Raw genomic sequence first — 22,224 nt, 5'->3', positions numbered from 1 at the left:
GCCTCAAGCGCTCTTCCGGCCGTCTCTCGACAGCGACAGCAATTCAAAACGAAAAGGGGTGAATGATGCCGGATCGTCCAGTCGCAGAAATTGAAGATTGCCGATACCGTCCGTCAAGTCGCCCAGAACGTCTTTGAGAGAGGCTGGCGTATAGGCCAGAACCCGGAGAGGCTCGCAGCCGAGGTGAGGGAGCAGGCAATCGCAAAGCGTGCGCAAAGTCTCCAGGCGAATGGTTTTGCAATCTGGATCAAATCCGATGGCATCGCCCATGGTCCGGCGATTGTGGTGGAACCCCAGTTGCTGGGCAACTCTCTCCAATTGCCCGAAATCGATTGTATATTCATCATGATTGGAAAATCGGACGGCTTTTGGGGATTGGCCTTGGCTGCCATATTCGGTCACCACGACATGGCCACTATCGTTCAGACATTTGTCCAGATTCTGCAGCATTTTGATCGCACCGAAATTGATCACCGCCATTCGTTCCCCGCCTTGCGCAATGGGAACGGATTGTAGCTGGAAATCTTGCGCAAGGATCTCGGCTTCCGACTGCGGCGAACCGCTTTCGCTATTATCGAGCGAAATGGTCGCTACACTGAGGTCGGCGATCACTTCGTTGGATAGCGCCAGATCAAATCTCTGATCCCTGAAATCATAACTTTCAATATTGCCCGAGATAAAATGCGTTTTACCGGCATGGCGGGAACAGTTGGATTTCTGAGCCATCTGCAACTCGGGCGACAGATCGAACAGAGTATAGGAAAGCCCGTCGTAAATTTGGGGATGTTCTTCCTGAAGCCGGTCCAATATGGCATTTGCGAAATAGCCAAGACCGCAGCCAATCTCGACAATCTTGCACGGAGATTTCAGTTGCCCGCTCGCGACCAGCCAGTCGCAGAAGGTCTGACCATAGCTTCTGTTATCAAGGGCGGCATGCGGTTCACGAAATATGTGGGAAATAGTGGTTTCAATTTGATCAAACTGCCGCTGCGAATCCGTCAGCTGCGTCCTGTGAAAGACGTCATTTCCGTCGGCTGTAGCAGCCATTGCCGTCGCGATATCGCGCAACCTGGCGGTCTCGATCAAACGAGCGTGGTCCGCCAATGCTCTAGATGTTTCGCTATTCTGCCACCGAAGGGCACCCTCCCCCCACATATTCAGGCTCTTCAGAAATTCCGCCAGATCGGAAGGCGCGACATTGAGCCGATCCTGAATTTCGGTCCTGGTCGCACCGGTAGAAATATATTGCAATATCTCCGTTTCCAGCTTGGTGAACCTGCGCACTGGCGCCGAATGCGACGCGGTTTGATAAAAACCGAGTGATCCGTCTTCATCGCGCAACCAGATGACCGCCGGATTAAGAATGAACAGCGCGTCGTCTGGGATGTCGATAGAATTTATCCTATTGGCCATCTAAATTCGGTCGCTTTTTCGGTAGAGTTCAGCCCGCTTGAACAGGCGTCGATATCGCGGCTCCATTTTTTCCAACACATCAGCGTCCACTTGCAGCGGATTAACATCCTGAAAATTCTTACTATCCAGGAACCAGTCCCTTGAATAAGCTAGGCATAATATTGGACGGATCTGCGGAGAGAGATTGGCGGTTCCGCCATGCAACACCCGATAGTCAAGCAACAGAGCCGAACCCGGTTCCAGCTGAGGGTCGAACCAGTCATCCTTGTTTGCTTCGCCTCCACGGTCAGGCTTTCGATGACTGTAAGGCCAGATGCGGGTTGTGCCATTTACGCCATTGAGGGACACCAGTGGAACGAACAGATTGATTGCAAAACTGGGCGAGAACCCATCGATCGCGCTGTCAAACAATCCGGCGTAATCCTGATGAAGATGCTGGTTTGGAGCACCCGGCTTTGCTGCAACACAGGTGAAGCAGCTCAGTAGATAACGATCACCTAAAGTCAGCGAGAAAAATTCGTCGAGTTCTTGCGGAGCATAAAGTTCGCCATCATTGAAAGCTCCATCGATCGGAACAGAAATCATCTGTCTTTTGGTCCCGACTTGAATCGATTGCGATCCAGCAACTGGCCGACCAAGAATAGCAGCCGCGTCTTTTGCCAGCGCAGCAATTTTTGCTTCCGGGAGAAAATTGGCGATCTGCAAACATCCTGCCTGTTCGAACCGTTTGACAGCCTCCGGCGTACCGAGAGCGGATCGATCAAAATGCAGTTCTTCTGGCAGCCTGTTTTTCAGATTCTTGGCTCCTGCCAAACGGTCAATGCGCATGTCACTGAAAAATGACGTACCGCGAACGGGGGCGTGGGAAACAAGTTCAGGAAGGCCGGTAGAAATTTATCACTGCGGTTGGTTGAACGGAACCAATGCCATTTTTCGTAACAGACAGAATGTCCGATGCTTCCGATTTCAAGGGTTTCCAGAGTTTTTATCGGATGTCGTCGTCTCGCTGCCGACTTGCATAAGAAGCCAAATGCCATTGACGGCTCAACCTGCAGCAACAATCATTTCGGCATCATGCAGATCCTTCAACAATGCCAACAGCTCTTGCTGGCATTGTTCAGCCTCGACATCATATTCTTCGAGCAAAACATCAAAAATGGCCTGAACGGTGGTTCCGTTTCCGATCAGCTCCCATACTCGGCCCGACGGCCCCTTCAGGCTGAAATATTTGCCCAGATTAATATCCATCATCACCATCTCGTCACCGATATCGGATGAAAGAATCTGCTCTGAGGCAGAAAATTTCGTGTCCATTAATATATTTAGCGACATCCTCACCCCCCATATATTCTATGCCATTATATTATTATCAATACGGATTGCATGACCGGTCGCGACTTTGACAGCAATTCGCGAACCTCAGCCAACGCTAGTCCAACTGCTCCGGAGAATTTAGTGATTCTGAGATGCAGGGCGGCAAATCTAGTACTTCTGCAAACCAGACGGCTGGATATTACAGATTATCTCGCATCACAGTTGCATTCACCGAATGAACGCAGGAGCCTTTGGCCTTAGGAAGGTTTGTAAAAGTTAAATGATTCAGGAGACTGAATACGGCCTATGGGCGTGCCACCCTGAGTAGCGGACGGCACGTCCAGAACATCCAACTTGAGAGGCTTCCAGAGCTTTCTGCCGGAGGTGCTCGGCTTATCGCCTCCTACATTTTTATAATTGTCTACCATCGCAATTCGGCCTTTCTGGTCACTGGCGTCAAAATCAATTGCTTTAATAGCAGCTTACTTACGGATTTCCAACAAAAATGTATTTTCCATTGCGTTACGCTTTGACACTGGACAATAACGAAGGACAGCATCGAAGTAACACCCAAATGCTATTTCGAACTCGGTCAAATAGTAATGTTTCTAATTTGAGAATGGCGGCTTGAAGCCGAAGCGAGAGAAGATACCCTCGCTCTTGAGAGCCGCTTGCAATTTTCGACGAGTCAGAAACTCGACAAACCCGGCTTGCCACATTTGAAAAGCCGTAATGATAGCCCCGTCATCATCCACACGATAAAGAATTTCCATCAGCGACCAAGGCTTGGCCGATCCGGTAAAATGCAGGACTTTGGCGTCTTGCAGCAGGACCTCGCTACTTTCCTGAATAAGCTTTCTGTGCGACAGAACAAAATTATAGGCGGGAGACACCAGCTTCTGCTTGCCTGCAAATAATATATTGAAGAGCATCTGGTCGGTATGACCAGTCGCGTCAGCATGCCAACGATCTGCCGTGATCATTGACAGCATGGCTTGATAATTTTCGGCGCTCAGCAAAGCCTTGCCAAGAATCATGAACCCCGAGTTGAAGGACTCGGGCAATGCCTGACTGTTTCCGGAGGTTGACGGCAATTCGGAAAAATCTTCCCGACTGCGCGCATTCCCCCGATAATATGCCCCGTCACCGCAGCAGATCAAAGGATCAGGCAATGCCATCAATTCTTCGATTGAATCCAGAATCAGAAGATCGCTATCGCAAAATATTATGCGGTCCTGATCGGCAAAGGAAAGAATTTCCAGGGATCCGAACTGCAATTTTCTGCTTTGAATCCACGGCACAGCATCAGCAAGCTGATCCAGGCGCCCGCCCAATGCGTCGGAGATCGAATGCATGATCACATTTGGGAAACAGTCGGTCAGCAAGTCTATCGCGTCATTGCCAAGATCTTGATGGATGATGAATATATCGCCGCGAAACCATTTGTTATGGTTGAGGAAACTGCTCAACATGACCAGAGTTCCGGGCAGGAAGTCTTCCGATGTCACGGTCGCCAGACCCATTTTTTGTGCGCGAGGTTCGTCGGTCATTCAGGTGTCCCGTGGCAGATTTAGATCATAGTCAAATTTCTCAAAATCCAGTCGGTAAAATTCCCTCACCATCTCCTCGAGTTCCCCATCAAAGTGCCGGGCCGACGGTTGCCGGGCCGAGGCATTGACCATTTCAAGCTCGCCCGAAGCTATATCAATCTGCACGCAAATCTTCGCAAAGTCCTTTTGCAGACGCTCATATCGACCGACGAATGAAACCGCCGGATCACCATTTTCGTCCTCCAGAAACATATGCTGCGGTTGCATCAGAACATGTTGGCGCAGTTCCGGGTCGGAGATCATATTTTTCATTGTTGCGGAAGGATCGTCGGCGTTGCCCATGTCACCCGGATTGTAAAAATTACAGAAGGACACAAAGCGATCAAACGGGTTTCGGACAAATGCAAAGCTGAAAAAGCTCTGCCACATACCGGGCAGCAAGAAGGGCTGGACCTCGGCCACCCTCAAATGACCATGCCCGAGTTGTGCGAGACGCGGGACGGGAAACAGTCTCGGTTCATCAAAGACCGATTGCTCCCAATCCCCTTCCCGCAAAAATGGTCGCAGATGCTTGCGCACAGCCTGCGATCCGGTTTTCGGTATCGCAACATAGGCATATTTCTTTTCGAAGGATATGATCATGCATACCCGAACATTTGCATGGTCGAACCATGATCGGACAGAATCTGGTCTCGCTGCTGATCGCTCAATATGTCTTCCCACGTCCCCGAGCGGCCATTTCTGAAGAAATGCGAACTTGCCAGTGGTCGTTCGGAAAATCCGGTTTCTTTTTCCTGCGCCTGCAACGCATCGAACCGGGAATATTCAATAGCCTTGCCCAATCTGTCGCGATCAAGCGAAAGCTCGCTAAAGCTAATGACACGAGAAAAAACATCAAGCGGGGCCGTCAGCATGTCTTCATAGCGAATGGTCAGCACCGGCAGCGCGTCCTGTTCTGACCATCGCCGTACATGACGATCCCAGGGCCCGATATGTTCGGAAAAAGATGTCTTCCCGTGAAGAACCATCGCCTGCTCATCTGCCATCCGCCTGATCATCTCCTCTATGCTGCAATTTTCGTGATGCGCAAATGACGGAGCAACATCCAGCGGGTTTCGAACCAGATAGATCACCTTGCAACGGTCATCTGCAGGAAATACGGTTGGAGCGTCATGTTGGCCGTCATAAGTTTCGTGCACCTTGGTGAAGCTCGTGCCGGGATATTTTTCAATGAATAGCGTGTGAAACTGATGCCGATAATGCGCCAATTCCTTGGCCGAAAGATCAGAGGAAGGGATACCCATGATCTCGTCGAAACCATGGCGAGACAAATGCGATTGAGCACCGACCAGCGGTTCACTTAAATTTGCTGCCCCCATAGCGTCGCGGCGATAATTGCTGAGCAGAACACGCAGCCATGTATTACCGGACTTGGGATAGGAGACGAGCCAGACGAACGCCATCTCAATCGATCACCATGGCTTTTCCATCGACCATTGGCGCTCCTATTTCCTCGACAATCCTGCCAATCAGTTCGTCGAGCATATAAGGATAATCAGGGCGACAAATCTTGTGCACGGGCGTTGCATGAACAAGCTTGGAAAGCTGTTGAAAATGAAAATCACTTAGCTGCATACCATCATAAAAGCGCTTGCGGAAAGTGAAATAGGACAGCCAGTAGAACGCGTCGGTGAAGCCCAGAGGCTTTATATCTATTTCCGGCTTTTCATTGATATCCAGCAGGAAAATTCGTTGCACCGGTTTCGGCGCGGAGTCGAAACCGTCCATGGGCACAATATATTTTTCGACTTTGCTGCGGAGCCTGGAATAGTCTTCTTTCGATTTCCCGAGTTTCGCAATCGCATCACCCCGCAGGCGTGCGAACGGAAAGCTGGGAATGATGTCGGCAGTTCCGTCATCGCCGACCGAAAGTGCAGCTATGTCATCTGTCACCATGTCATAGCCCTTGTCCGCAAGCGCGGCCAAGGTCGTGGATTTTCCGGAACCTGACAATCCCACAAACAGGATAGAACCATGATCGGTCATGATCGCGCTTGCATGGATCGTCAGAAATCTGCGTTGCTGCAGCAATGCAGCAAATGCCGAACTGATGAGGAAGGCATTGATATCATCACCGCTCGCCGCAGGCGCCGCCTCAATCCATATTTCATTGCCATTGTGAACCAGATATTTCGCGACATTCTCGATCTCGAGCGAAAAAATATCTTTGCCGGCCCTCCAGTTGGCATGGCGGGTCGTGAAATTCCGCTGCCCGATATGATCAGCAATCAGGCCGCGGCTTATGGTGACTTGGGCTTCCTGCTTTTCGACCGGCAACAGGGAATCAACAGGCTGATCAGATTGAAAGGTCAGGCCATAGGCTTGATAGAAAAAAGGCGCGCTCATTATGTTGACGACGTGTCGGCGTCAAAATGTTCGAAAATCAGATGGACACGATGCTCTGCGCCGCGATTTTCTGCTGCATGTCTGACAATATTATTCACCTCATAAGCATTGCCATAAGCAAGATGACGCGTGTCATCTTCGATCGTGAACAGAGCGTCCGGGTTGGTCTGGAGCGGGATATGGATTTTGTGAGTCAGAAGATTGGATCCCGCACCGTCAACATGCCGGTCAATCTCCTGACCAGCCAGAAGCCGCGCGAGCATGACTTTTGAATATTCGCAGCGGATATGGCCATATGGTTTGGTAATCGCATCCATCAGCGGCAGAAGTCTGTTTTGCCAAACGGACCAGATCGGGTTGGAATAAAATTTCCGGGGATCGTGGTTGCCTTCGGTAAAACGGAAAATAATATGCTGCGTATGATGAAAAACTGCAAAGCTGTTTTCCTTGCGTCCATCCTCGATCGACCACAAACTGTCGGGAATGGTTTTTACCAGCGCCGATATTGGTTCAACGTCAAAGCTTCCCAGATCGCTAAACGTTTCAGGCTTTTGAACATAATTCATCTGGCTGGATTTTCTATGTGAGTGCCTTCAGATATCGGTTAATAATTGATAACCAAAGAAGCGCATTAGGTCCAGTTTTCTAGCAAAGACTTTGTTAATCGCTCGAATGTCTTCTGGGCCGAGTCGGCCAATATGATCGTCATTCATATCCCTCAGCTGTTCGTCATACATGCCCTTGACGGCGATCCGCTGATTGAAATCAAGTTCGGTTAATTCGGGGATCAGGCGCTGCATTTTTTTTGCGGATTCCAGCGGCTGGCTGCAAATGCTCTCATAGCTCAAGAACAGTCCCGTCGCTTGATAACTTTGAATATTTTGCTTCTGATATTCGAAACAGGTCATGATATGGCTGGCCGCTAGCCTCAATGCTTCCGCCCGCTGCGATTCCTGCTTGATGGTCCGTCTGCAAATCCCTTCGACAACAGCATAAGGGTTGCGGAGAAGAAACAGGAAGCGGACCTGCTCAAAATGCTCCACCAGTTGATCTGCAATCAACAGGAATGGCGGCGACTTGGTGACGAATATATTCGCATCACGGCGCGCGGCCTGGGCTTGGAAATACCAGGCCTTCCGGTTCTTACCCCAGTCATAATTGCCACGGGCCCTTATGAAATCCACTGACTCGGAGGATGATGCCCATGTGAGTGGGATGTCATGATGAAGCGTATCGGGGCCCTGATAGCCAAGCATATGCTGGGCTTCCCGGGACAAGCTCCAGGTTGCGAAACATCTCTCAATCGCTCTTGTTACAAAGGTCGACCCGCTTTGATTGGGACCGATCACAAACAGATGGGTTTCGACAAGTTTTTCGAGATCCTGGTCGGCACCAAGATATTTTTTCGACGGCCCATTTTCCATCAAGCGACCGAACCAATATCATCAATCACAGGCAGCAGTTTTGAAACATATTCAAACCTCTTTCGGGTGAATGAAACCGCAGACCGACAGGCGAGAATCTGCAGCGTTCAGAGACAGGTCAAGCGCTGCGACACGCGTAACCTGATGAAAATATTGCGGCGGAAAAATCACAAGCAGATTATCCTCATGACATATCCGGGTGAACTGATGGGGCAAGGGTTGCCCCGTTTCCCTGTTCCGGTCGAAGAAAAGCAAATCACCGCCCCGGAATTTCTTCGGCTGTCTGTTGAAATAATAGAGATAACTGAGCCGCGCGCCAAATCCGACATCCTGATGCATTTTACCAAATCCACCATCTGGTGTGTAGTCCAGCCGCAGGTCATGCCTGCCCGGCGGAAACTGGTCGACATTTAGCGCGTCACAATAGGAGGGGAATTCATTCATCACCGCTGTCTGGATAATTTCTTCCAGCTCCGGCCTGCAATAAATACCGAACTGGTGCCGTATAGAGCGATCGATCTTAAGTTCCGCATCTCTGTTTTTATCCGCAAGAGTTACTTCCAACTCTTCCATTTCCGGATATTTCGCGTCGAACAAGCGAAGTAGTGCATCGCGTGCATCCAGCGTCAGAAAATTGCGTCGCAAGACAAAGCGTGCAGGCTCGACGGGTCCACTCTCACATTGATTTTCTCCCAGATTGCCGCTGCAGATTTGCGCCACCTTTTTGGCAAAGCCGTCTCCCCCATCCATTGCCGCCAATCGCGCATAAATGCCGGCCGCTTTCGCCAGTTCGCCACTTTGTCGGTAGACCGAGCCAAGCCGGTGTAAAATGCTTTGGTCAGCTGGGCCTCGTTCAATTTGAGACAGAAGATTTCGTTCAACTTCGGCCCAGAGCCCCGCCTCGCCGGCATCGACAATTTTTTGCGCAATATCGTCCATCTAAAAAAGGCGGCTCCCTATTGGCCTATTGGCAAAACGCTTTTTGCTTGCTGTCGGCAATAAAAACTGTTTGTCGATATATGGTATGGAGGGATCATCTGTCGAATGCCAGAAAATTGGATTGCCTATGATATCCTCCGGGAGCGCAAACGTACGGCTTTGACCGCGATTTTATTCAGTGGTTTGAAAGAACAAATTGCGCCTCTCGCCTTGTGTCATCTACTTGGCGACATCACCCAATTGGACGCACACGACACTGGGAATATCGTCAAGCTGGCATCTGCGCTCTTGGAATATGCACCGGACCATGCATGCACTTGGTCGGCCTACGCACAGAGTTTGCGTTTGAATGATCAATTAGCCGAAGCAAAAAAAGCAACGCACAAAGGACTGGAGATAGATTCCGACAGCGTCGAGTTGCTCACGCTTCTCGGAAAGCTCTATCTCGAAGAAAATGAAGTAGCGAAGGCCGAACATGTCTTGCGCCAGGCCTTTGAGAAAGATCCCCAATATAGCGTTCTCCCGTTCTGCGAAACGCTGATCAAAGCGGGAGCCGTGGACAATGCCGAAAAATGTTTAAGCGATACCGTGCGCAAATATGGCCGCACCACAGCAAGCGATGCAACCTCTTATGTCATTAAGCTTCTTAAAGGCGGCGAGCAGAGCCCGAGCATCTCTCAACACCGAGAATTGTTGCAGCAAAGCCAGCAGTCCGAGCATTATGATCCAGATGAAATTGCGCGATTGAATCAGGAACTGTCCAATTGCCTGAAGGCGCACCCGGCGCTATTGTATGAACCCTCCAATACCGCAACCGCGCAAGGCAGGCAGGCCGCGATCCATAGCTTGCTCCCGCCGCAATTAATCAATCCTGTCATCGGCATGCTCCAGGCCGAATCCGAACGGTATTTCGAACGACATCGACAACATGAATTTATGAACTTGCGCCCAGAAAATCTGGCCATCACAAGTTGGGCCGTGGTTCTGGAAAAAGGTGGTTATCAGCATCCCCACATTCATCCCAGTGGCTGGCTGAGCGGCGTATATTATGTGGATATCGGAGGCGACTATGACGTTGATGATAACGGCGGCGCTATCGAATTTCTAAAACCGCCCAAAAGCCTGATCGGTAAAATGGAACCGGAAACAATTGTCATTAAACCTCAAGACGGCTTGATGCTGCTCTTCCCTTCCCATTACTACCATCACACCTTGGCGCACAGCGGTGACAGGAAGCGCATCACCATTTCATTCGACATCGGCTGATTGGTCGGTGACCCGTCCAGGCGGTTTCGACATATTCCTTGGTCAGAGTTTTCGGTAATCCTGGCGCTTCAGCATGGTCACACTGCCTTGACGATATTTGTGCGGCTCGACCAAGTCGATCTGGGACCACAAGCTCTTCCCGTCTTCATCGAGATATTTGGGCGCAGACGTAAATTCTGAGATAATGTCGTGATTGCTATTTGGCTGACCACGATAATAGGTGAAATGAAAGAATATATATCCCGAGCAAATAGGCAAATATTCTTCGCAGAAACTCCGATATTCCTCTGGTCCACCACAGTCAAACCAGACGAAATCCAGCTCGCCATATTCTTCCTTGATTTCCTCTGCCAGGCCTTCGAACATAGCCGGGAAAAACTGAATATAATTCGACTGTAATAAGTCGCTCGAACCGCCCTCCGGTTTTTCGGGTGCGTCATCGTGATTGTCGATACAGATCAGTACCGGATCGTAAGATTTCTTGAAATATTCTGGATCGGCGTTCCAGTCGATGTGGACTTTTTCATTATCCTCGAGCGCCTTGACCAACCATCGCGTGGTATATCCGCAACCAATTTCCAAGAGCCGCATCGGGCGAAGCATGCGAACCAATGAATATAAAAAAGGTGCAACCAGTTCCGTCCCCATGCCCGCCTGGAAAGAGTCCGAAAATGGAAGCAACGGACGGCGCTCGGGGTCGACATCGAAAAACGGATGCTTTTGGTTGGCAGGTTGCTCAGGAGGAGTCATGTAACAGAAGCTTTCGATTGGAAGTCAGCCTGAATTGTGAATCGCGATATTTCGCGACATCCACGCTCAGCAACACGATGCCATTTTCAATGCCTTGCTATTTTCTATCTGCGAATAGACGTTTTCAGCGCCCAACTGAACCGCCCAATTGCGTTCTTCGGCGCCCAGTTCAAAATCATTGACCCGACAAAGTTCCGGAGAGATATTTGAACTTGCCGAGGCAAATTGTTCAGGCGATGGCTGCAGGTTCAATATCTCCGAAATACGCCTGATGTAATGTTCCGGATTTTTTGCTTCGGAATAAGCGACATAATCCAATTTCGGTGCCAGCGCCTGAAGCTTGCTGCGCAACAGCGGCTGGACAGCTCCGTAAGTCTCGACGTAATCTTTCAGGAAGCGGGTCAGGAATGTAAATTCAAAAGTCCCGCTGTCGTGGTGACCGGGATCGGTGTCTGTCATGAATTCGGAACGCGCTTGTTCGGAAGGTTTACGATAGGACAGCAGAATGGAGGAAATACCTTCTGCCGCATCGATCCAGTACGGCAATTGCTTCTCGTCGACAAAGTGACGCACATCCATTTTACAGGCAATATCAGAACGACGAGTTTTTAACACGGCCTGGAATTCGTCCGATGACGGACCGCCATAGAATATTTCCGGCTTTTCAAAATAGCCTTTCGGATTCAGATTCTCGTGAATCTGCTGGGACAGCGGATCGGCTTTTACATCGAATTTCTGGCCGATAACCGTGACACCCAGTTTCTGCAAAATCTGCATGAGCATCGAGGAACCGGACCGTCCCAGTGTCAAAACTATGATCATGGCAACACTGTCTCGCAAATATTCAAGCCTGATGCCTCCATGAAATGTCAGGGATAATGAATCTTCGGTATGCCTGTCGCTACAACATCTTCCGTTTCCACAGATTTCAATGCAGAAAGGTCGATCTGGTCGGCAATTTTTTGAGCGACAAATTTCGAGAAATTGGGCGAATAATGAGCCGCATCCATGATCGCTTTGCGATCACCCCATTCAGCAAAAAGTCCGGTCAGATCCACAAAGCCGCTGTTTTTCGGAAACGCGGCGTAAAATTCCTTTTTCTGCTCTCTTGCTCGCGGTAAACTTGGCGATTTTCCGGAACCGTACAGGTGGATCGGATAGTTATAATGACCGTCAGGTTGCAAAAAAAACATGGACTGGATGCCATATAGATCGGAAATTGCGAGCACGCCGTTGCGAAACTGCAGAAACCTCTCAACAAGCTGTTCGGCTCGCACACGCGCTCTCGCCCCCTTTTCATCCGGTATCGCCGGAGAACTGAATCGCGCGATGAGCGAACGGGCAGCACGCACCATCGGCAGCGACTGCCATTTGTGATCCGATCCAACCTGCGCTTCATTGATGGTACGGTGGTAGCTCGGGGTCAGGGCCGGCGTATCATCATCGCGTCCTAGATTCACTCCATCAAGAAAAATTGACAGCTCTGGTCGTTGACCGCTGCGCAGGACACCCAGAAGCAAGTGCAATTCCTGCGTCGGATAGAAACCGACTCTACCGTAATTTGTCACTTCGACCCGAATATCCAGATTTTCTTTCCGGGCGCGATCGTTGAGAATTTGACTCAAATAGGATGGCCAAGTGTGCTCATCGGGAACGCCACTGCCAAAGGTGGTGCTGCCACCAAAGGCATAGATTTTTATCGTTCTTTCGCCTGCTCCCGTCTCCGGCGATTCAATCGTACGCCGAACGGCCAGACCATTGGGTTCGAGATCGACGTTCAGATATTTTCCGGAGAAGACCCTGGGGCCATATTGGCTCCATGGCTGATATTCGAAACCCAGTTGCGAATCGTCGTAAAATTCATCGAGCATCTCGCTGATTTCCAGCTCGCTCATACTGTCTTCAAAAGCTCTGTAATCGAAAATATTCAAATTGGATGCCGTTCGCTTGCCATTATCAACCGCAGTACCATTTTCATGGAAATGACCCGATTTGGAATAAGCAGAGTTCGTATCGGGCGTGATCTTCGCCTCGTCAAAGGCCCTGAATATCATGAAAAGAACGAGGTTGATGACGATCAACAATAATAGCGTGTTGAACACGATCAGAGCAGCCGATTTATATCCCCGTGCAAATTTCTCGAAGGCGGACACTAGCTTTCGGCATCCCGTTTATCGTTTAAAAAAATCATGATCAGGCAATCTGTTCTGAAGGGCTTGATACGGTTCGCTTCGCCTTGATGTTAGAGACCATCCTGCGGAACAATGTCTCTTTTTTGGTGCGCGCAATTTCGCAACCGCGACAGAGAATATCGATGCTATCGTCCAAATGGCCCCGCATTACGGTCTTGAATTCCGGGCTTTCAAACAGGGATTCATAACGTGTCTCGAGTAAATTTCCGATCATATGCTTCATATCCCAGTCCATACAGCACAGAGCCACGTCACCGCTCGGGAGCAACACATTGTGATAAATCCGGGGGCAGATTTCCAGTTCGCCAACCAGCCGTTCCGGAGCCCGTTTCGCGTCGATTTCAATATTGCCGGCGCGGGTGTTGATCCAGCGGTTTTCCGGTTCGATATTGCGCGCGACCAGCAACACATCGACTTCCTCGTGGACGGCTTCAGGTCCGTCGAGGCCTTCATGAACATGAAAGCCTATATTGCAAATACCGGCTTCCGTCAGCCGGGACAAGGCCGCCATATAGCGTTCATCCACGATGATTCTGGTCAGTTTTTTCGTATCCGGGAGGTGCACAGAAAATTTCACGAAGGGAATATGCTTAAAGCGGTCGATCTGCTCGGGCTCAAGACCCATGACGGTTGTCGAGAGTCTGACCGGCAGCCCTCGGTCTGCCGCATATAAAATCATATCCGTACAGTGGGGGTTGAGAAACGGCTCGTAGAAACCGGTAAAATCCACGGTGACATCGTCGGGCAATTTATCGATACAGGATTTGAAAATCTCCAGACTCATGCTGGAAGGCCCCCGCACTTTTTTATATGCCTGTCCGATCGCCACCTGCGGGCAGTAGGAGCATAATACTCCGCACCCGATCCCGGTGGATATGAGCAAAGCCCGATTCATATATCCATCCCGACCAGAGTCATCCGCATATATGACCAGTTCATAACTTTCGGCTTCCCGGATTTGAGCTTAACCGGCTAAAGGCTAAACCGACTGTTTACTTTTATCCAGCGTTTTGTCGACAAACCTATTCATCCGGTTTTTGCGCACAAAATTTATCGCTGATCATACGATCAATATCTGGCCTGATGAAACCGCTACAGTGAATTCTGGCCGGATTTCGGATACTTTACCGTTCGACTAGCCCAAGCGCTGGAATGAAAAATCGAATGAATGTTCAAGCCATAATCGCATATTTCGACTGACCGGCGCCGCGGCACATTTGTTTGGATATGCGCGTCTCTTCCCCGTCGATAATCGCAACATCGGTAATGGTAAGACATTTGCGACCGTCTGGTTCGGTGTTCAGCGCCGTTACCGTAGAAGATCCTGACACTCCGCCCCGGGTCGGACTTTTCCAGTTTGCGACCGCTCCCACGGTCTCCTGATCGACAACCGCTAAAGTCGCCTCGGCCGCTTTTTCCTGTTCATCCTCACTCAGCTTGCAGGCAATTTCGCCGACAAGAACCGCGCCTACAGCACCGGCAATCAAAACGCCGACATCGTCAAGCCCGGCCACGGATCCGACGACGCTACCGAAAATGCCGCCCAACAGTCGACCACGCCCTCTGGATTTCTTGCAGCTTTTGTTGCCATCCGCTTTCGCCTTGAGTTTCTTCGGCTCTTCAAGCTTGGCGAGACTCTCTGCCACATATGTATAACCGTAATTTTCCGGGACGGGATAACCGCCGCACCCGGTATTGTAGCAATATCGATCGCTCAGATAGTTTCGATCCGCATGGTAGAGCTGCTCTGCCGCCCGGTAGATGGCCATATTGGCACCCTCAGGATCCGAGTTCGCATGTTCCTGCATCATTTCCTGATAGAAACGGTCTCGACTGGCGGCAGAATATTCCATCCTCCCCGCCACTTTCTCCGTGTAAATCCGGGAAAGCTCATCCTGGTACTGGTTCATGCGTTCGCGATATTCAGTCAACACGCCGCTGTAATAATTGTCCAGCGCTGTTGTGCACTGATTGATGTTCTTCGCCTTGTCGTGAGGGTCTGGCAAATGAAGATGATCTTCGCGACAATCCGGATAATCGCGCTGCAATAATGCCGGGAGCGGCGGCAATTCAGGCAAAGGTGGCTCCGCTTGCACGGGCGGCACATAGGCCTTGTCTGCCGATGCCTGAGCCTCCGGACTTTCCGGACTGGCTCCGGAGTCTGCTTCTTGTTGCGACTGCGGCGAGCTTAACGGCTGGCCGACACCGGATGACCCGCCCGGCCCATTTGCAGGGTTGCTGTTGAGGGAGGCCCCAAATCCCGGAGAATCATTTTGCGGCTGCAGACTTCCATAAGCCGAGGATGGCAAAGGAGCCGGTTGCGGTGATGCCGAAGTTCCCGATCGCTGCCAGCTTTGTGCCTGGACGTTGCAGTTCGGCTGGCCTGGAACCGGGCTATAGAGGCATTTGCTATAGGCCATGCCAAGGCTGGTCAAGGCCCTCATCTTGGGATCGGATGGGTCGGAATGACAGTCGGCGCAAGCGATGCCGGTGTTGGATGCAATTGCCACGTTGGCTTCAACCGGACTTGGAGACAAGACAAACGCACCGATCGCGAATGCACCCATCGATCCAACGGCCGTGACAGAAAGCGCTGCTTGAACCTTACCCAAATATTCCTCCTGTTTCGTGCCCCGAGACGAACCGAGAGACCCTTCCCTAACCGAAATGACTGTCCAAATCTAATATAGATCGACTTTGCGCGACCTTTTCAGATCATCGGGTACCATCGAAACGATCTCCAGAATGCTCCAGCCCGGGATTAATCGACCAATGGCTTTCACTTACCCCCTCTGGCGAGCGGCGATTGCGCGCAAACCCGGTTGCGAATTGAAAGTGATTTGATTTCATTAATGTCGATCAGACAAAACACTGTGATCAACGCCACACCGCCCCTTGCCGTCCAGCAACGTTAGTTAATTACTTTCGGATGGCAGCAAGGCCATGACCCGACAAATTCGCCGGAAAAATAATCGCGAGAGTAAAACGCTTTATGTCAAAATGTGATCGACCAAAGCCGCTCGCACAAATTTGCCAAACACAAAGATATCCAGATTCCAGTTTTTGGTAGCGGAGGAGGGACTCGAACCCCCGACACATGGATTATGATTCCACTGCTCTAACCACCTGAGCTACTCCGCCAACCGGTTCCGGCGATCATCACAATCGCTACAAAACTCTCTCTGGACGGCGGCGCTATAGTCATAGCCTTCGGTCTGGTCAACAAGCTGAAGCGAGAAATACGCTAAAACTTGCACGGCCAATACGATCCGCGCTAACAGCGCTTTTCAAGCCGATATGTGGCACCAAGGGACAGATATGAACGCATTTTATGACATATTGATTGTTGGCGCTGGCCATGCAGGCGCGCAAGCGGCCATCGCATTGCGCCAAAAGAAGTTTGAAGGCTCTATCGCCTTGGTCGGAAACGAGAAATATCCGCCCTATGAGCGGCCGCCGCTTTCCAAGGAATATCTCGCCGGAGAAAAGCCTTTCGAGCGGATTTTGTTGCGGCCGGAAAGCTTCTGGGTCGAGCGCGAGATTGATTTGCTCACCGGCCGGAGGGTGTCCAAACTGGACCCGATTGGCAAGACAGTGACTTTGGCCTCCGACGATGAAATCGGCTATGGCAAGCTGATCTGGGCAACCGGCGGTTCTCCGCGCATGCTCGATTGTCCGGGCAGCCAGGCGCGCAACATTCACGCCGTCCGCTCCCGCGCCGATGTCGACAAGATCATGGCCGCCCTACCAACGGTCAAAAAGGTCGTGGTTGTCGGCGGCGGTTATATCGGACTGGAAGCGGCTGCGGTGCTGACCAAATTGGGCAAGCAGGTGACGATCGTCGAATCTCTTGACCGGGTGTTATCCCGCGTGGCCGGCGAACCGCTCTCCAGATTTTATGAAGAAGAACATCGCCGTCAGGGCGTCACCATAGAACTGGAAGCAACCGTCGCCGGATTTGAAACCGGTGACGACGGCATTGCCACCGCCGTTACACTCGCTGACGGACGAAGTCTGGAGGCGGACATGTTCGTGGTCGGAATCGGTATCATTCCGGAGACCGGTCCGCTTGTCGCGGCCGGCGCAGCGACCGGCAACGGCGTTGACGTCGATCAACATTGCCGCACCAGTCTGGAAGATGTCTATGCAATTGGCGACTGCGCCGCGCACAGCAATGCCTATGCCGATGGCGCGATGATCCGGCTCGAGTCGGTCCAGAATGCCAATGACCAGGCAAAAGTGGCCGCGCTCGATATCCTCGGTGAAGAAACCGAATATGATGCCGTGCCGTGGTTCTGGTCGAACCAATATGATCTGCGATTACAGACCGTCGGCCTCTCGACCGGCCATGACAGCCATGTCGTTCGCGGCGATCCGGATTCGCGCAGTTTTTCGGTGATCTATTATCGCGACGGCAAGGTCGTCGCGCTCGATTGCGTCAACGCCACCAAGGATTATGTGCAGGGTCGCAAGGCCGTTGTCGAGGGATTGAACCTGGACAAGGACGAACTGGTCAATACGGAAATCCCGATCAAGGAAGTTGGCGTCCGCTAACGCCCGCGAAAGGGCCAGCTACCGATATCCTGCCAGGGACCGTCGACATAATAATGCAGCCCGATTCCGTGGATGGTAAAGTCACGCGGTTCAAACTCGTCTGACAGCTCTTCAAAAAGGCGCTGAGCCTCTCTCGGGATCACCTTGTTCTGCACAGTGATGTGCAGCCTTGGCGTCTGTTGATCCTGCGCTACGAGCAGCCCGGCGAACCGGTCTGCCAGGTCCATCCGCAGAGATAGCAATTCCGGCGCATGCAGTTGATAGGCCACGCCGCGTCCGAGATGGATCAGACCGGACAATCTGGCTTCCGGTTTCGGCAAGCTGCCGGTCAGGTCGATGACGGCAGACCTGATTTCATCCAGCGCCTGTGGCGGCAGATGGTGGAATAAAGTGATATGGGCGTCCACGACGTTCCGCTCTGGCGGGAAATAGCATTTGCGCAAGCCATTGGCCCAGGCGAATTCCGCCTTGCCCATTTGCGCCGTCATGATGATGGGTTTGTTGAGGCGTTCCATGGAGCGATGCTATCGCACAATGTAAAACCGCGAGCAATTTCTTGCTCGCGGTTCCATTTGCATAAGCTGGGAAAGCTCAGGCTTTATTGTTGTCGAGCCACTCCAGCAGCTTTTCAGGGGTCGATTCGACATAGGGGTCGTTGTCGACGCCGTCATCATTAATACCGGGCTCTTCGAACCAGGCACTGACGACACCATCGTCGGCGATCATCGAATAGCGCCAGCTGCGATCACCAAAACCGAGATGGTTTTTCTTGATCAGCATGCCCATGCGGCGGGTAAAATCGCCCGAACCGTCTGGCAGCAATTTGACTTTTTCGAGACCGAGGGACTTGCCCCACTGGTACATCACAAACGCGTCATTGACGGAAATGCAATAGACTTCGTCCACGCCGCGCGCCTTGAATTCGTCATAGAGACGCTCGTAAGCCGGGCACTGCTCGTTCGAACAGGTGGGGGTAAATGCGCCCGGCAGGGAGAAGACAGCGATGCGTTTGCCAGCGAACAGGTCCTTGGTGTTCACATCCAGCCAGGTAAAGGGGTTTTCGCCGTCGACCGATTCGTCGCGGACGCGGGTTTTCAGGGTAACTTCAGGGATATTTCTACCGATCATTATAGACTCCATTGGTTTCAGATAGCGCCCGTTACCATCGAAGTTTTGAGAGGTTAAATTGATTTATTCGACCCCTCTGATTGATATAATCACTTAAGGATTTTGAGCATAACCAATCGCCCTGCTGGCGCGGCATCTTCAATCCTTCCCGGATTTTATCAGCTTTTTCGACCGTGATAAGACAGCCTGAAACGTCTACATTCCGCCCATCGTTCATTCTACTTGATTGGTAACGGCGGGAGTTGCACTATGCGGCGTCTACGGGAGGATAGAATGACAGGACAGGCGAAACCATCAATCTGGTTCTGGATCATCGGCGTAATTGCGCTGCTGTGGAATATCATGGGCCTCGGCGCCTATTTTCAGCAATTCATGATGAGCGCAGAGTCTTTCGCAGCGCTTCGTCCGGAACAGCAGCAAATGCTTGTCGGCCAACCCTTCTGGCTGACCGGCGCTTTTGCTACCGCGGTATTTGCGGGATTTATCGGTTCCATTGCGCTGCTTTTGCGAAAGCCCATTGCTGTCCGACTATTTCTATTATCGATGATCGCCGTTTTCATCCAGTTCGGCGGGCTCTTCCTGGCTTTCGACTATGCCAATGTGCTGATCGGCGGCGAGTGGGTCATGCCGATTCTGGTCCCGGTTATCGCAGTCGGGCTGTACCTCTATGCTCGCAGGTCTGAGCAGAATCGAATCCTCACCTAAGTCGAAGTACTGAACGGCGTAAAATCGGTGTCTTCATCATAGATATCGATACCCTCGCGCCGCTTGAGCCAGCCGACCACCAGATAGGTCACCGGCGTCAGCACCGCTTCCCACAGCACTTTCAGCGCCCAGTTGGTGACCATCACGGTAAACACGACCGACGGCTCCCATAGTCCCCAGAATGCCAGTGGATAGAAGATCAGGCTATCGACACCCTGCCCCACCACCGTCGAACCGATCGTCCGGCTCCACAAAGCCTTGCCCTGCGTCCAGACCTTCATCCGCGCCATCACGTAGCTGTTCACAAATTCACCGGCCCAGAAAGCGACTATTGATGCCGCGACGATGCGCGGGACCTGACCGAAGACGCTCTCGTAAGCCGCCTGCCCTTCCCAGCCATCTGCTGGCGGCAATGACACCACCACCCAGCTCATGAAGGCCATGAACAGCAGCGCCGCGAAGCCTGCCCAGATCACCCGCCTGGCCCGCGCATAGCCATAGACCTCGGTCAGCACGTCGCCGATTACATAGCCGAGCGGGAAGAATAATATTCCCGCGCCATATATCCATTGCTCGCCGCTGATCATGATGAAGGTCGGCTTGGCTGCGCCGATAACATTGGACAGCAGCAGCACGGTTACAAAGGCCGCCATCACGAAGTCATAATAGCGGAACCGGTGGCCGGTCTGGCTGGAAGCGGAGGTCCGCTGGACGGGGCTATTGATCATAGACTGTTCTTACCCCACATCCGCGACAATTCAACATTTATGGCGGCCGATGCACATCACGGTTTGCAGCCGGTCAAAAGATGGCTAAAGCCCATGCAAATGACGCGCCCGTAGCTCATCTGGATAGAGCGCGAGACTTCTAATCTTGAGGCAGCAGGTTCGAGTCCTGCCGGGCGCACCATTTTTCCTATTTTTTAAAACCGCGCTGGACAGCTTGCATCGGTTCCGATGTAACCGGATAACCAATGCCCTCCGGTATGCACAAATGGACTTCTTCGCCCCGTTTCTCGATATTGGGAGAGACCATCACCGACGGGTAATCCTTCACGTGGGCAACCGCCTCATCGAACGATCCGAATTGCGCCAGCCGTTCCAGATTGCGCTTGGTCGGAAAGATGATTTTCACCTCGCCGGCTTCGGCGCGATCCAGCACCGATTGCGCATTGCCCCAGAACAGATTGTAATTCTCGGTTTCGTCGACCGTGGCCAGAGCCTGGTGGTCATCATGCGAGATCATGTAGAATCGCGTATCAAATACGCGCTTTTCCGCAAAGGGCGGGCACCAGCGCGAGAAGGGTATCAGTTTTTCCAGTTCCAGCTGCCAGTCGAACTGGTTGCAGATATCGGCGAGGACGGTGCCCTTGTGAAGCGCATCCCGGGCTTCCAGAACGCGTTTGGCATCCAGATCGCCCTCCACCGCGACCGCGATCCCGGTTTCCTCGATCGATTCCCGGACTGCGGCGATTCGCGCGCCATATTCGTCAAAATCATCATGGCCGAGCGCCTTGGCATATTCAAAGTCCGCGTCATCGATCCGGCCACCGGGGAATACTGCGGCTCCGGCAGCAAAGACCATTTTGGCCGAGCGTTCCACCATCAACAGATCGGGTGCGCTCTGCCCCGGCTGATCGCGAAATATCACCAGCGTTGAGGCGGGAATCGGTTTCGGCATCGGCTTGCCGGTGATTGCATCCATCGCGGGTGCTGCGCTGTCGGTCTCTGGTTTGTTCATGCTTTCATATGAACAGCAAGCGACTGCTTTGCCAAGCCTTTTGATCGTCAGCGGCACATGCAATCGGATTTGCCAAAAATCGAACAGCGTGGCAAGATCAGGATATGGGAATGTTCGAGCTATTGGGATTGGCCGGTAGCGTCAGCCTGATATCAGGCTGGCGGCTTTATCTGACGGTGTTTGTGACCGGTCTCGCCATGCGCCTCGAATGGATCAGCCTGCCGGAAAATCTGCAGATGCTTGATGCGTTTGCCAATCCCTGGGTCCTGGCAATCAGCGCGCTCGGCGCGGTAGCCGAATTTTTCGCCGACAAGATTCTCTGGCTCGATTCGATCTGGGACACCATCCACACCGCAATCCGGCCGCTGGGCGGTGCCCTGCTCGCGCTGGCGGTCGTCGATGCCAGCGATCCCGCTTGGCAAGTCATCGTCTTTCTTTTGGGCGGCGGTGCTGCCCTGATGAGCCATAGCGCAAAAGCAGGCGCTCGCGCCCTCGTCAACACCAGTCCGGAGCCGGTCAGCAATGCGGTGGTTTCAACCGGCGAAGATATTGCGAGCGGCGGTCTGCTCTTTCTTGCATTCGCGAATCCGGTGGCTGCGCTGATCATCGCATCGGTGATGCTGATCCTCTGCCTGTTCCTGGTGTATAAAGGCTTCAAGCTCTGGCGGAAAATGGTGTCGAACGGCAGCTAGCCGGCGACGGCCCAACAGCTAGCTTCGTTTCAGAAACGATTCTCAGGGAGGCAGGTTAGGCATCGAGACCAATCCGCCGCTTCTTGACCAACCACCTACACTGGGCAGCGTCCGTTCCTTCCATAAGAAGGTCCGAAGCGCTTGCATGCCC

The 22,224-nt window shown here is 52.0% G+C and carries 23 protein-coding genes and 2 tRNA genes; 5 read left to right on the top strand and 20 right to left on the bottom strand.

What is annotated here, in order from left to right; all coding sequences use genetic code 11:
* Positions 1-3: 3 nt before the first annotated feature.
* The 10 genes from ACWFTY_RS09095 to ACWFTY_RS09050 form a co-directional block, all read right to left on the bottom strand.
* Positions 4-1,413, bottom strand: a complete 1,410-nt coding sequence (locus ACWFTY_RS09095) for a class I SAM-dependent methyltransferase (protein ID WP_447523918.1) — start codon at positions 1,411-1,413, stop codon at positions 4-6.
* A complete protein-coding gene (locus ACWFTY_RS09090; RefSeq protein WP_447523917.1) occupies positions 1,414-2,241 on the bottom strand; it encodes a phytanoyl-CoA dioxygenase family protein in 828 nt (275 codons plus the stop codon). It abuts the gene before it with no gap.
* A 216-nt stretch (positions 2,242-2,457) separates the two neighbouring features.
* A complete protein-coding gene (locus ACWFTY_RS09085; RefSeq protein WP_447523916.1) occupies positions 2,458-2,727 on the bottom strand; it encodes a PqqD family peptide modification chaperone in 270 nt (89 codons plus the stop codon).
* A 608-nt stretch (positions 2,728-3,335) separates the two neighbouring features.
* The gene (locus tag ACWFTY_RS09080; protein WP_447523915.1) at positions 3,336-4,277 is read right to left on the bottom strand and encodes a glycosyltransferase family 8 protein; all 942 of its coding nucleotides are present in this window, start codon (positions 4,275-4,277) and stop codon (positions 3,336-3,338) included.
* A complete protein-coding gene (locus tag ACWFTY_RS09075) occupies positions 4,278-4,919 on the bottom strand; it encodes a sulfotransferase family 2 domain-containing protein (protein ID WP_447523914.1) in 642 nt (213 codons plus the stop codon).
* A complete protein-coding gene (locus ACWFTY_RS09070; RefSeq protein WP_447523913.1) occupies positions 4,916-5,740 on the bottom strand; it encodes a sulfotransferase domain-containing protein in 825 nt (274 codons plus the stop codon). Before ACWFTY_RS09070 ends, ACWFTY_RS09075 begins: the two co-directional genes overlap by 4 nt.
* A gap of 1 nt (position 5,741) precedes the next feature.
* Positions 5,742-6,683 carry a hypothetical protein gene (locus ACWFTY_RS09065; RefSeq protein WP_447523912.1) on the bottom strand — a complete coding sequence of 314 codons (942 nt, stop codon included), beginning with the start codon at positions 6,681-6,683 and terminating at the stop codon, positions 5,742-5,744.
* Positions 6,683-7,249: an aspartyl/asparaginyl beta-hydroxylase domain-containing protein gene (locus ACWFTY_RS09060; RefSeq protein WP_447523911.1), complete on the bottom strand. Its 567-nt coding sequence runs from the start codon at positions 7,247-7,249 to the stop codon at positions 6,683-6,685. Before ACWFTY_RS09060 ends, ACWFTY_RS09065 begins: the two co-directional genes overlap by 1 nt.
* Positions 7,250-7,276: 27 nt before the next feature.
* A complete protein-coding gene (locus ACWFTY_RS09055; RefSeq protein WP_447523910.1) occupies positions 7,277-8,107 on the bottom strand; it encodes a sulfotransferase in 831 nt (276 codons plus the stop codon).
* A gap of 51 nt (positions 8,108-8,158) precedes the next feature.
* Positions 8,159-9,046 (bottom strand): 2OG-Fe(II) oxygenase, encoded by an 888-nt coding sequence (locus ACWFTY_RS09050; RefSeq protein WP_447523909.1) that lies wholly within the window; start codon positions 9,044-9,046, stop codon positions 8,159-8,161.
* A 105-nt stretch (positions 9,047-9,151) separates the two neighbouring features.
* On the opposite strand from ACWFTY_RS09050, the gene ACWFTY_RS09045 reads away from it, so the two are divergent.
* On the top strand, positions 9,152-10,312 hold the full coding sequence (locus ACWFTY_RS09045) for a putative 2OG-Fe(II) oxygenase (protein ID WP_447523908.1): 1,161 nt from the start codon (positions 9,152-9,154) through the stop codon (positions 10,310-10,312).
* A gap of 42 nt (positions 10,313-10,354) precedes the next feature.
* On the opposite strand, the gene ACWFTY_RS09040 is transcribed toward ACWFTY_RS09045, so the two are convergent.
* From ACWFTY_RS09040 to ACWFTY_RS09015, 6 genes are all read right to left on the bottom strand, one after another.
* Positions 10,355-10,903, bottom strand: coding sequence for a hypothetical protein (locus ACWFTY_RS09040; RefSeq protein ID WP_447523907.1), 549 nt, complete (start codon positions 10,901-10,903; stop codon positions 10,355-10,357).
* A gap of 225 nt (positions 10,904-11,128) precedes the next feature.
* Positions 11,129-11,884 (bottom strand): hypothetical protein, encoded by a 756-nt coding sequence (locus ACWFTY_RS09035; RefSeq protein WP_447523906.1) that lies wholly within the window; start codon positions 11,882-11,884, stop codon positions 11,129-11,131.
* 47 nt (positions 11,885-11,931) lie between these two features.
* A complete protein-coding gene (locus ACWFTY_RS09030) occupies positions 11,932-13,215 on the bottom strand; it encodes a hypothetical protein (RefSeq protein ID WP_447523905.1) in 1,284 nt (427 codons plus the stop codon).
* A gap of 40 nt (positions 13,216-13,255) precedes the next feature.
* Positions 13,256-14,149: a radical SAM/SPASM domain-containing protein gene (locus ACWFTY_RS09025; protein ID WP_447523904.1), complete on the bottom strand. Its 894-nt coding sequence runs from the start codon at positions 14,147-14,149 to the stop codon at positions 13,256-13,258.
* A gap of 277 nt (positions 14,150-14,426) precedes the next feature.
* A complete protein-coding gene (locus tag ACWFTY_RS09020; protein ID WP_447523903.1) occupies positions 14,427-15,866 on the bottom strand; it encodes a hypothetical protein in 1,440 nt (479 codons plus the stop codon).
* Positions 15,867-16,318: 452 nt separating this feature from the next.
* Positions 16,319-16,395 (bottom strand) — tRNA-Met (locus ACWFTY_RS09015).
* Positions 16,396-16,572: 177 nt separating this feature from the next.
* Between ACWFTY_RS09015 and ACWFTY_RS09010 the strand changes: the two genes are divergently transcribed.
* On the top strand, positions 16,573-17,808 hold the full coding sequence (locus tag ACWFTY_RS09010) for an NAD(P)/FAD-dependent oxidoreductase (protein WP_447523902.1): 1,236 nt from the start codon (positions 16,573-16,575) through the stop codon (positions 17,806-17,808).
* Here ACWFTY_RS09010 and ACWFTY_RS09005 read toward each other — a convergent pair.
* Positions 17,805-18,323, bottom strand: coding sequence for a 2'-5' RNA ligase family protein (locus ACWFTY_RS09005; protein WP_447523901.1), 519 nt, complete (start codon positions 18,321-18,323; stop codon positions 17,805-17,807). The genes ACWFTY_RS09010 and ACWFTY_RS09005 overlap by 4 nt on opposite strands.
* A 76-nt stretch (positions 18,324-18,399) precedes the next feature.
* A complete protein-coding gene (locus ACWFTY_RS09000; protein ID WP_447523900.1) occupies positions 18,400-18,936 on the bottom strand; it encodes a redoxin family protein in 537 nt (178 codons plus the stop codon).
* A gap of 273 nt (positions 18,937-19,209) precedes the next feature.
* On the opposite strand from ACWFTY_RS09000, the gene ACWFTY_RS08995 reads away from it, so the two are divergent.
* Positions 19,210-19,641 carry a sugar transporter gene (locus tag ACWFTY_RS08995; protein WP_447523899.1) on the top strand — a complete coding sequence of 144 codons (432 nt, stop codon included), beginning with the start codon at positions 19,210-19,212 and terminating at the stop codon, positions 19,639-19,641.
* Here the strand turns inward: ACWFTY_RS08995 and ACWFTY_RS08990 are convergent.
* The gene (locus tag ACWFTY_RS08990) at positions 19,638-20,369 is read right to left on the bottom strand and encodes a queuosine precursor transporter (RefSeq protein WP_447523898.1); all 732 of its coding nucleotides are present in this window, start codon (positions 20,367-20,369) and stop codon (positions 19,638-19,640) included. The genes ACWFTY_RS08995 and ACWFTY_RS08990 overlap by 4 nt on opposite strands.
* Before the next feature lie 104 nt (positions 20,370-20,473).
* Between ACWFTY_RS08990 and ACWFTY_RS08985 the strand changes: the two genes are divergently transcribed.
* Positions 20,474-20,550 (top strand) — tRNA-Arg (locus ACWFTY_RS08985).
* Positions 20,551-20,556: 6 nt separating this feature from the next.
* On the opposite strand, the gene ACWFTY_RS08980 is transcribed toward ACWFTY_RS08985, so the two are convergent.
* A complete protein-coding gene (locus ACWFTY_RS08980; protein WP_447523897.1) occupies positions 20,557-21,381 on the bottom strand; it encodes an NUDIX hydrolase in 825 nt (274 codons plus the stop codon).
* A gap of 104 nt (positions 21,382-21,485) precedes the next feature.
* On the opposite strand from ACWFTY_RS08980, the gene ACWFTY_RS08975 reads away from it, so the two are divergent.
* Complete coding sequence (locus tag ACWFTY_RS08975; RefSeq protein WP_447523896.1) at positions 21,486-22,073, top strand: DUF4126 domain-containing protein; 588 nt, start codon at positions 21,486-21,488, stop codon at positions 22,071-22,073.
* The last annotated feature ends 151 nt before the right edge of the window (positions 22,074-22,224 follow it).

The sequence above is a fragment of the Parasphingorhabdus sp. NYA22 genome (assembly GCF_976973735.1).
The sequence above is the reverse complement of the archived record's forward strand: the minus strand, read 5'-3'. Positions and strand labels throughout refer to the sequence as shown.

Coding starts and splice junctions, on each gene's coding strand:
- ACWFTY_RS08995 (WP_447523899.1), top strand. CDS start 19,210: ATGACAGGACAGGCGAAACCATCAATCTGGTTCTGGATCATCGGCGTA.
- ACWFTY_RS09050 (WP_447523909.1), bottom strand. CDS start 9,046: ATGGACGATATTGCGCAAAAAATTGTCGATGCCGGCGAGGCGGGGCTC.
- ACWFTY_RS09005 (WP_447523901.1), bottom strand. CDS start 18,323: ATGGAACGCCTCAACAAACCCATCATCATGACGGCGCAAATGGGCAAG.
- ACWFTY_RS09080 (WP_447523915.1), bottom strand. CDS start 4,277: ATGACCGACGAACCTCGCGCACAAAAAATGGGTCTGGCGACCGTGACA.
- ACWFTY_RS09035 (WP_447523906.1), bottom strand. CDS start 11,884: ATGATCATAGTTTTGACACTGGGACGGTCCGGTTCCTCGATGCTCATG.
- ACWFTY_RS09055 (WP_447523910.1), bottom strand. CDS start 8,107: ATGGAAAATGGGCCGTCGAAAAAATATCTTGGTGCCGACCAGGATCTC.
- ACWFTY_RS08980 (WP_447523897.1), bottom strand. CDS start 21,381: ATGAACAAACCAGAGACCGACAGCGCAGCACCCGCGATGGATGCAATC.
- ACWFTY_RS08975 (WP_447523896.1), top strand. CDS start 21,486: ATGGGAATGTTCGAGCTATTGGGATTGGCCGGTAGCGTCAGCCTGATA.
- ACWFTY_RS09065 (WP_447523912.1), bottom strand. CDS start 6,683: ATGAGCGCGCCTTTTTTCTATCAAGCCTATGGCCTGACCTTTCAATCT.
- ACWFTY_RS09045 (WP_447523908.1), top strand. CDS start 9,152: ATGCCAGAAAATTGGATTGCCTATGATATCCTCCGGGAGCGCAAACGT.
- ACWFTY_RS09025 (WP_447523904.1), bottom strand. CDS start 14,149: ATGAATCGGGCTTTGCTCATATCCACCGGGATCGGGTGCGGAGTATTA.
- ACWFTY_RS09070 (WP_447523913.1), bottom strand. CDS start 5,740: ATGGCGTTCGTCTGGCTCGTCTCCTATCCCAAGTCCGGTAATACATGG.
- ACWFTY_RS09060 (WP_447523911.1), bottom strand. CDS start 7,249: ATGAATTATGTTCAAAAGCCTGAAACGTTTAGCGATCTGGGAAGCTTT.
- ACWFTY_RS09075 (WP_447523914.1), bottom strand. CDS start 4,919: ATGATCATATCCTTCGAAAAGAAATATGCCTATGTTGCGATACCGAAA.
- ACWFTY_RS09095 (WP_447523918.1), bottom strand. CDS start 1,413: ATGGCCAATAGGATAAATTCTATCGACATCCCAGACGACGCGCTGTTC.
- ACWFTY_RS08990 (WP_447523898.1), bottom strand. CDS start 20,369: ATGATCAATAGCCCCGTCCAGCGGACCTCCGCTTCCAGCCAGACCGGC.
- ACWFTY_RS09040 (WP_447523907.1), bottom strand. CDS start 10,903: ATGCGGCTCTTGGAAATTGGTTGCGGATATACCACGCGATGGTTGGTC.
- ACWFTY_RS09090 (WP_447523917.1), bottom strand. CDS start 2,241: ATGCGCATTGACCGTTTGGCAGGAGCCAAGAATCTGAAAAACAGGCTG.
- ACWFTY_RS09000 (WP_447523900.1), bottom strand. CDS start 18,936: ATGATCGGTAGAAATATCCCTGAAGTTACCCTGAAAACCCGCGTCCGC.
- ACWFTY_RS09085 (WP_447523916.1), bottom strand. CDS start 2,727: ATGGACACGAAATTTTCTGCCTCAGAGCAGATTCTTTCATCCGATATC.
- ACWFTY_RS09010 (WP_447523902.1), top strand. CDS start 16,573: ATGAACGCATTTTATGACATATTGATTGTTGGCGCTGGCCATGCAGGC.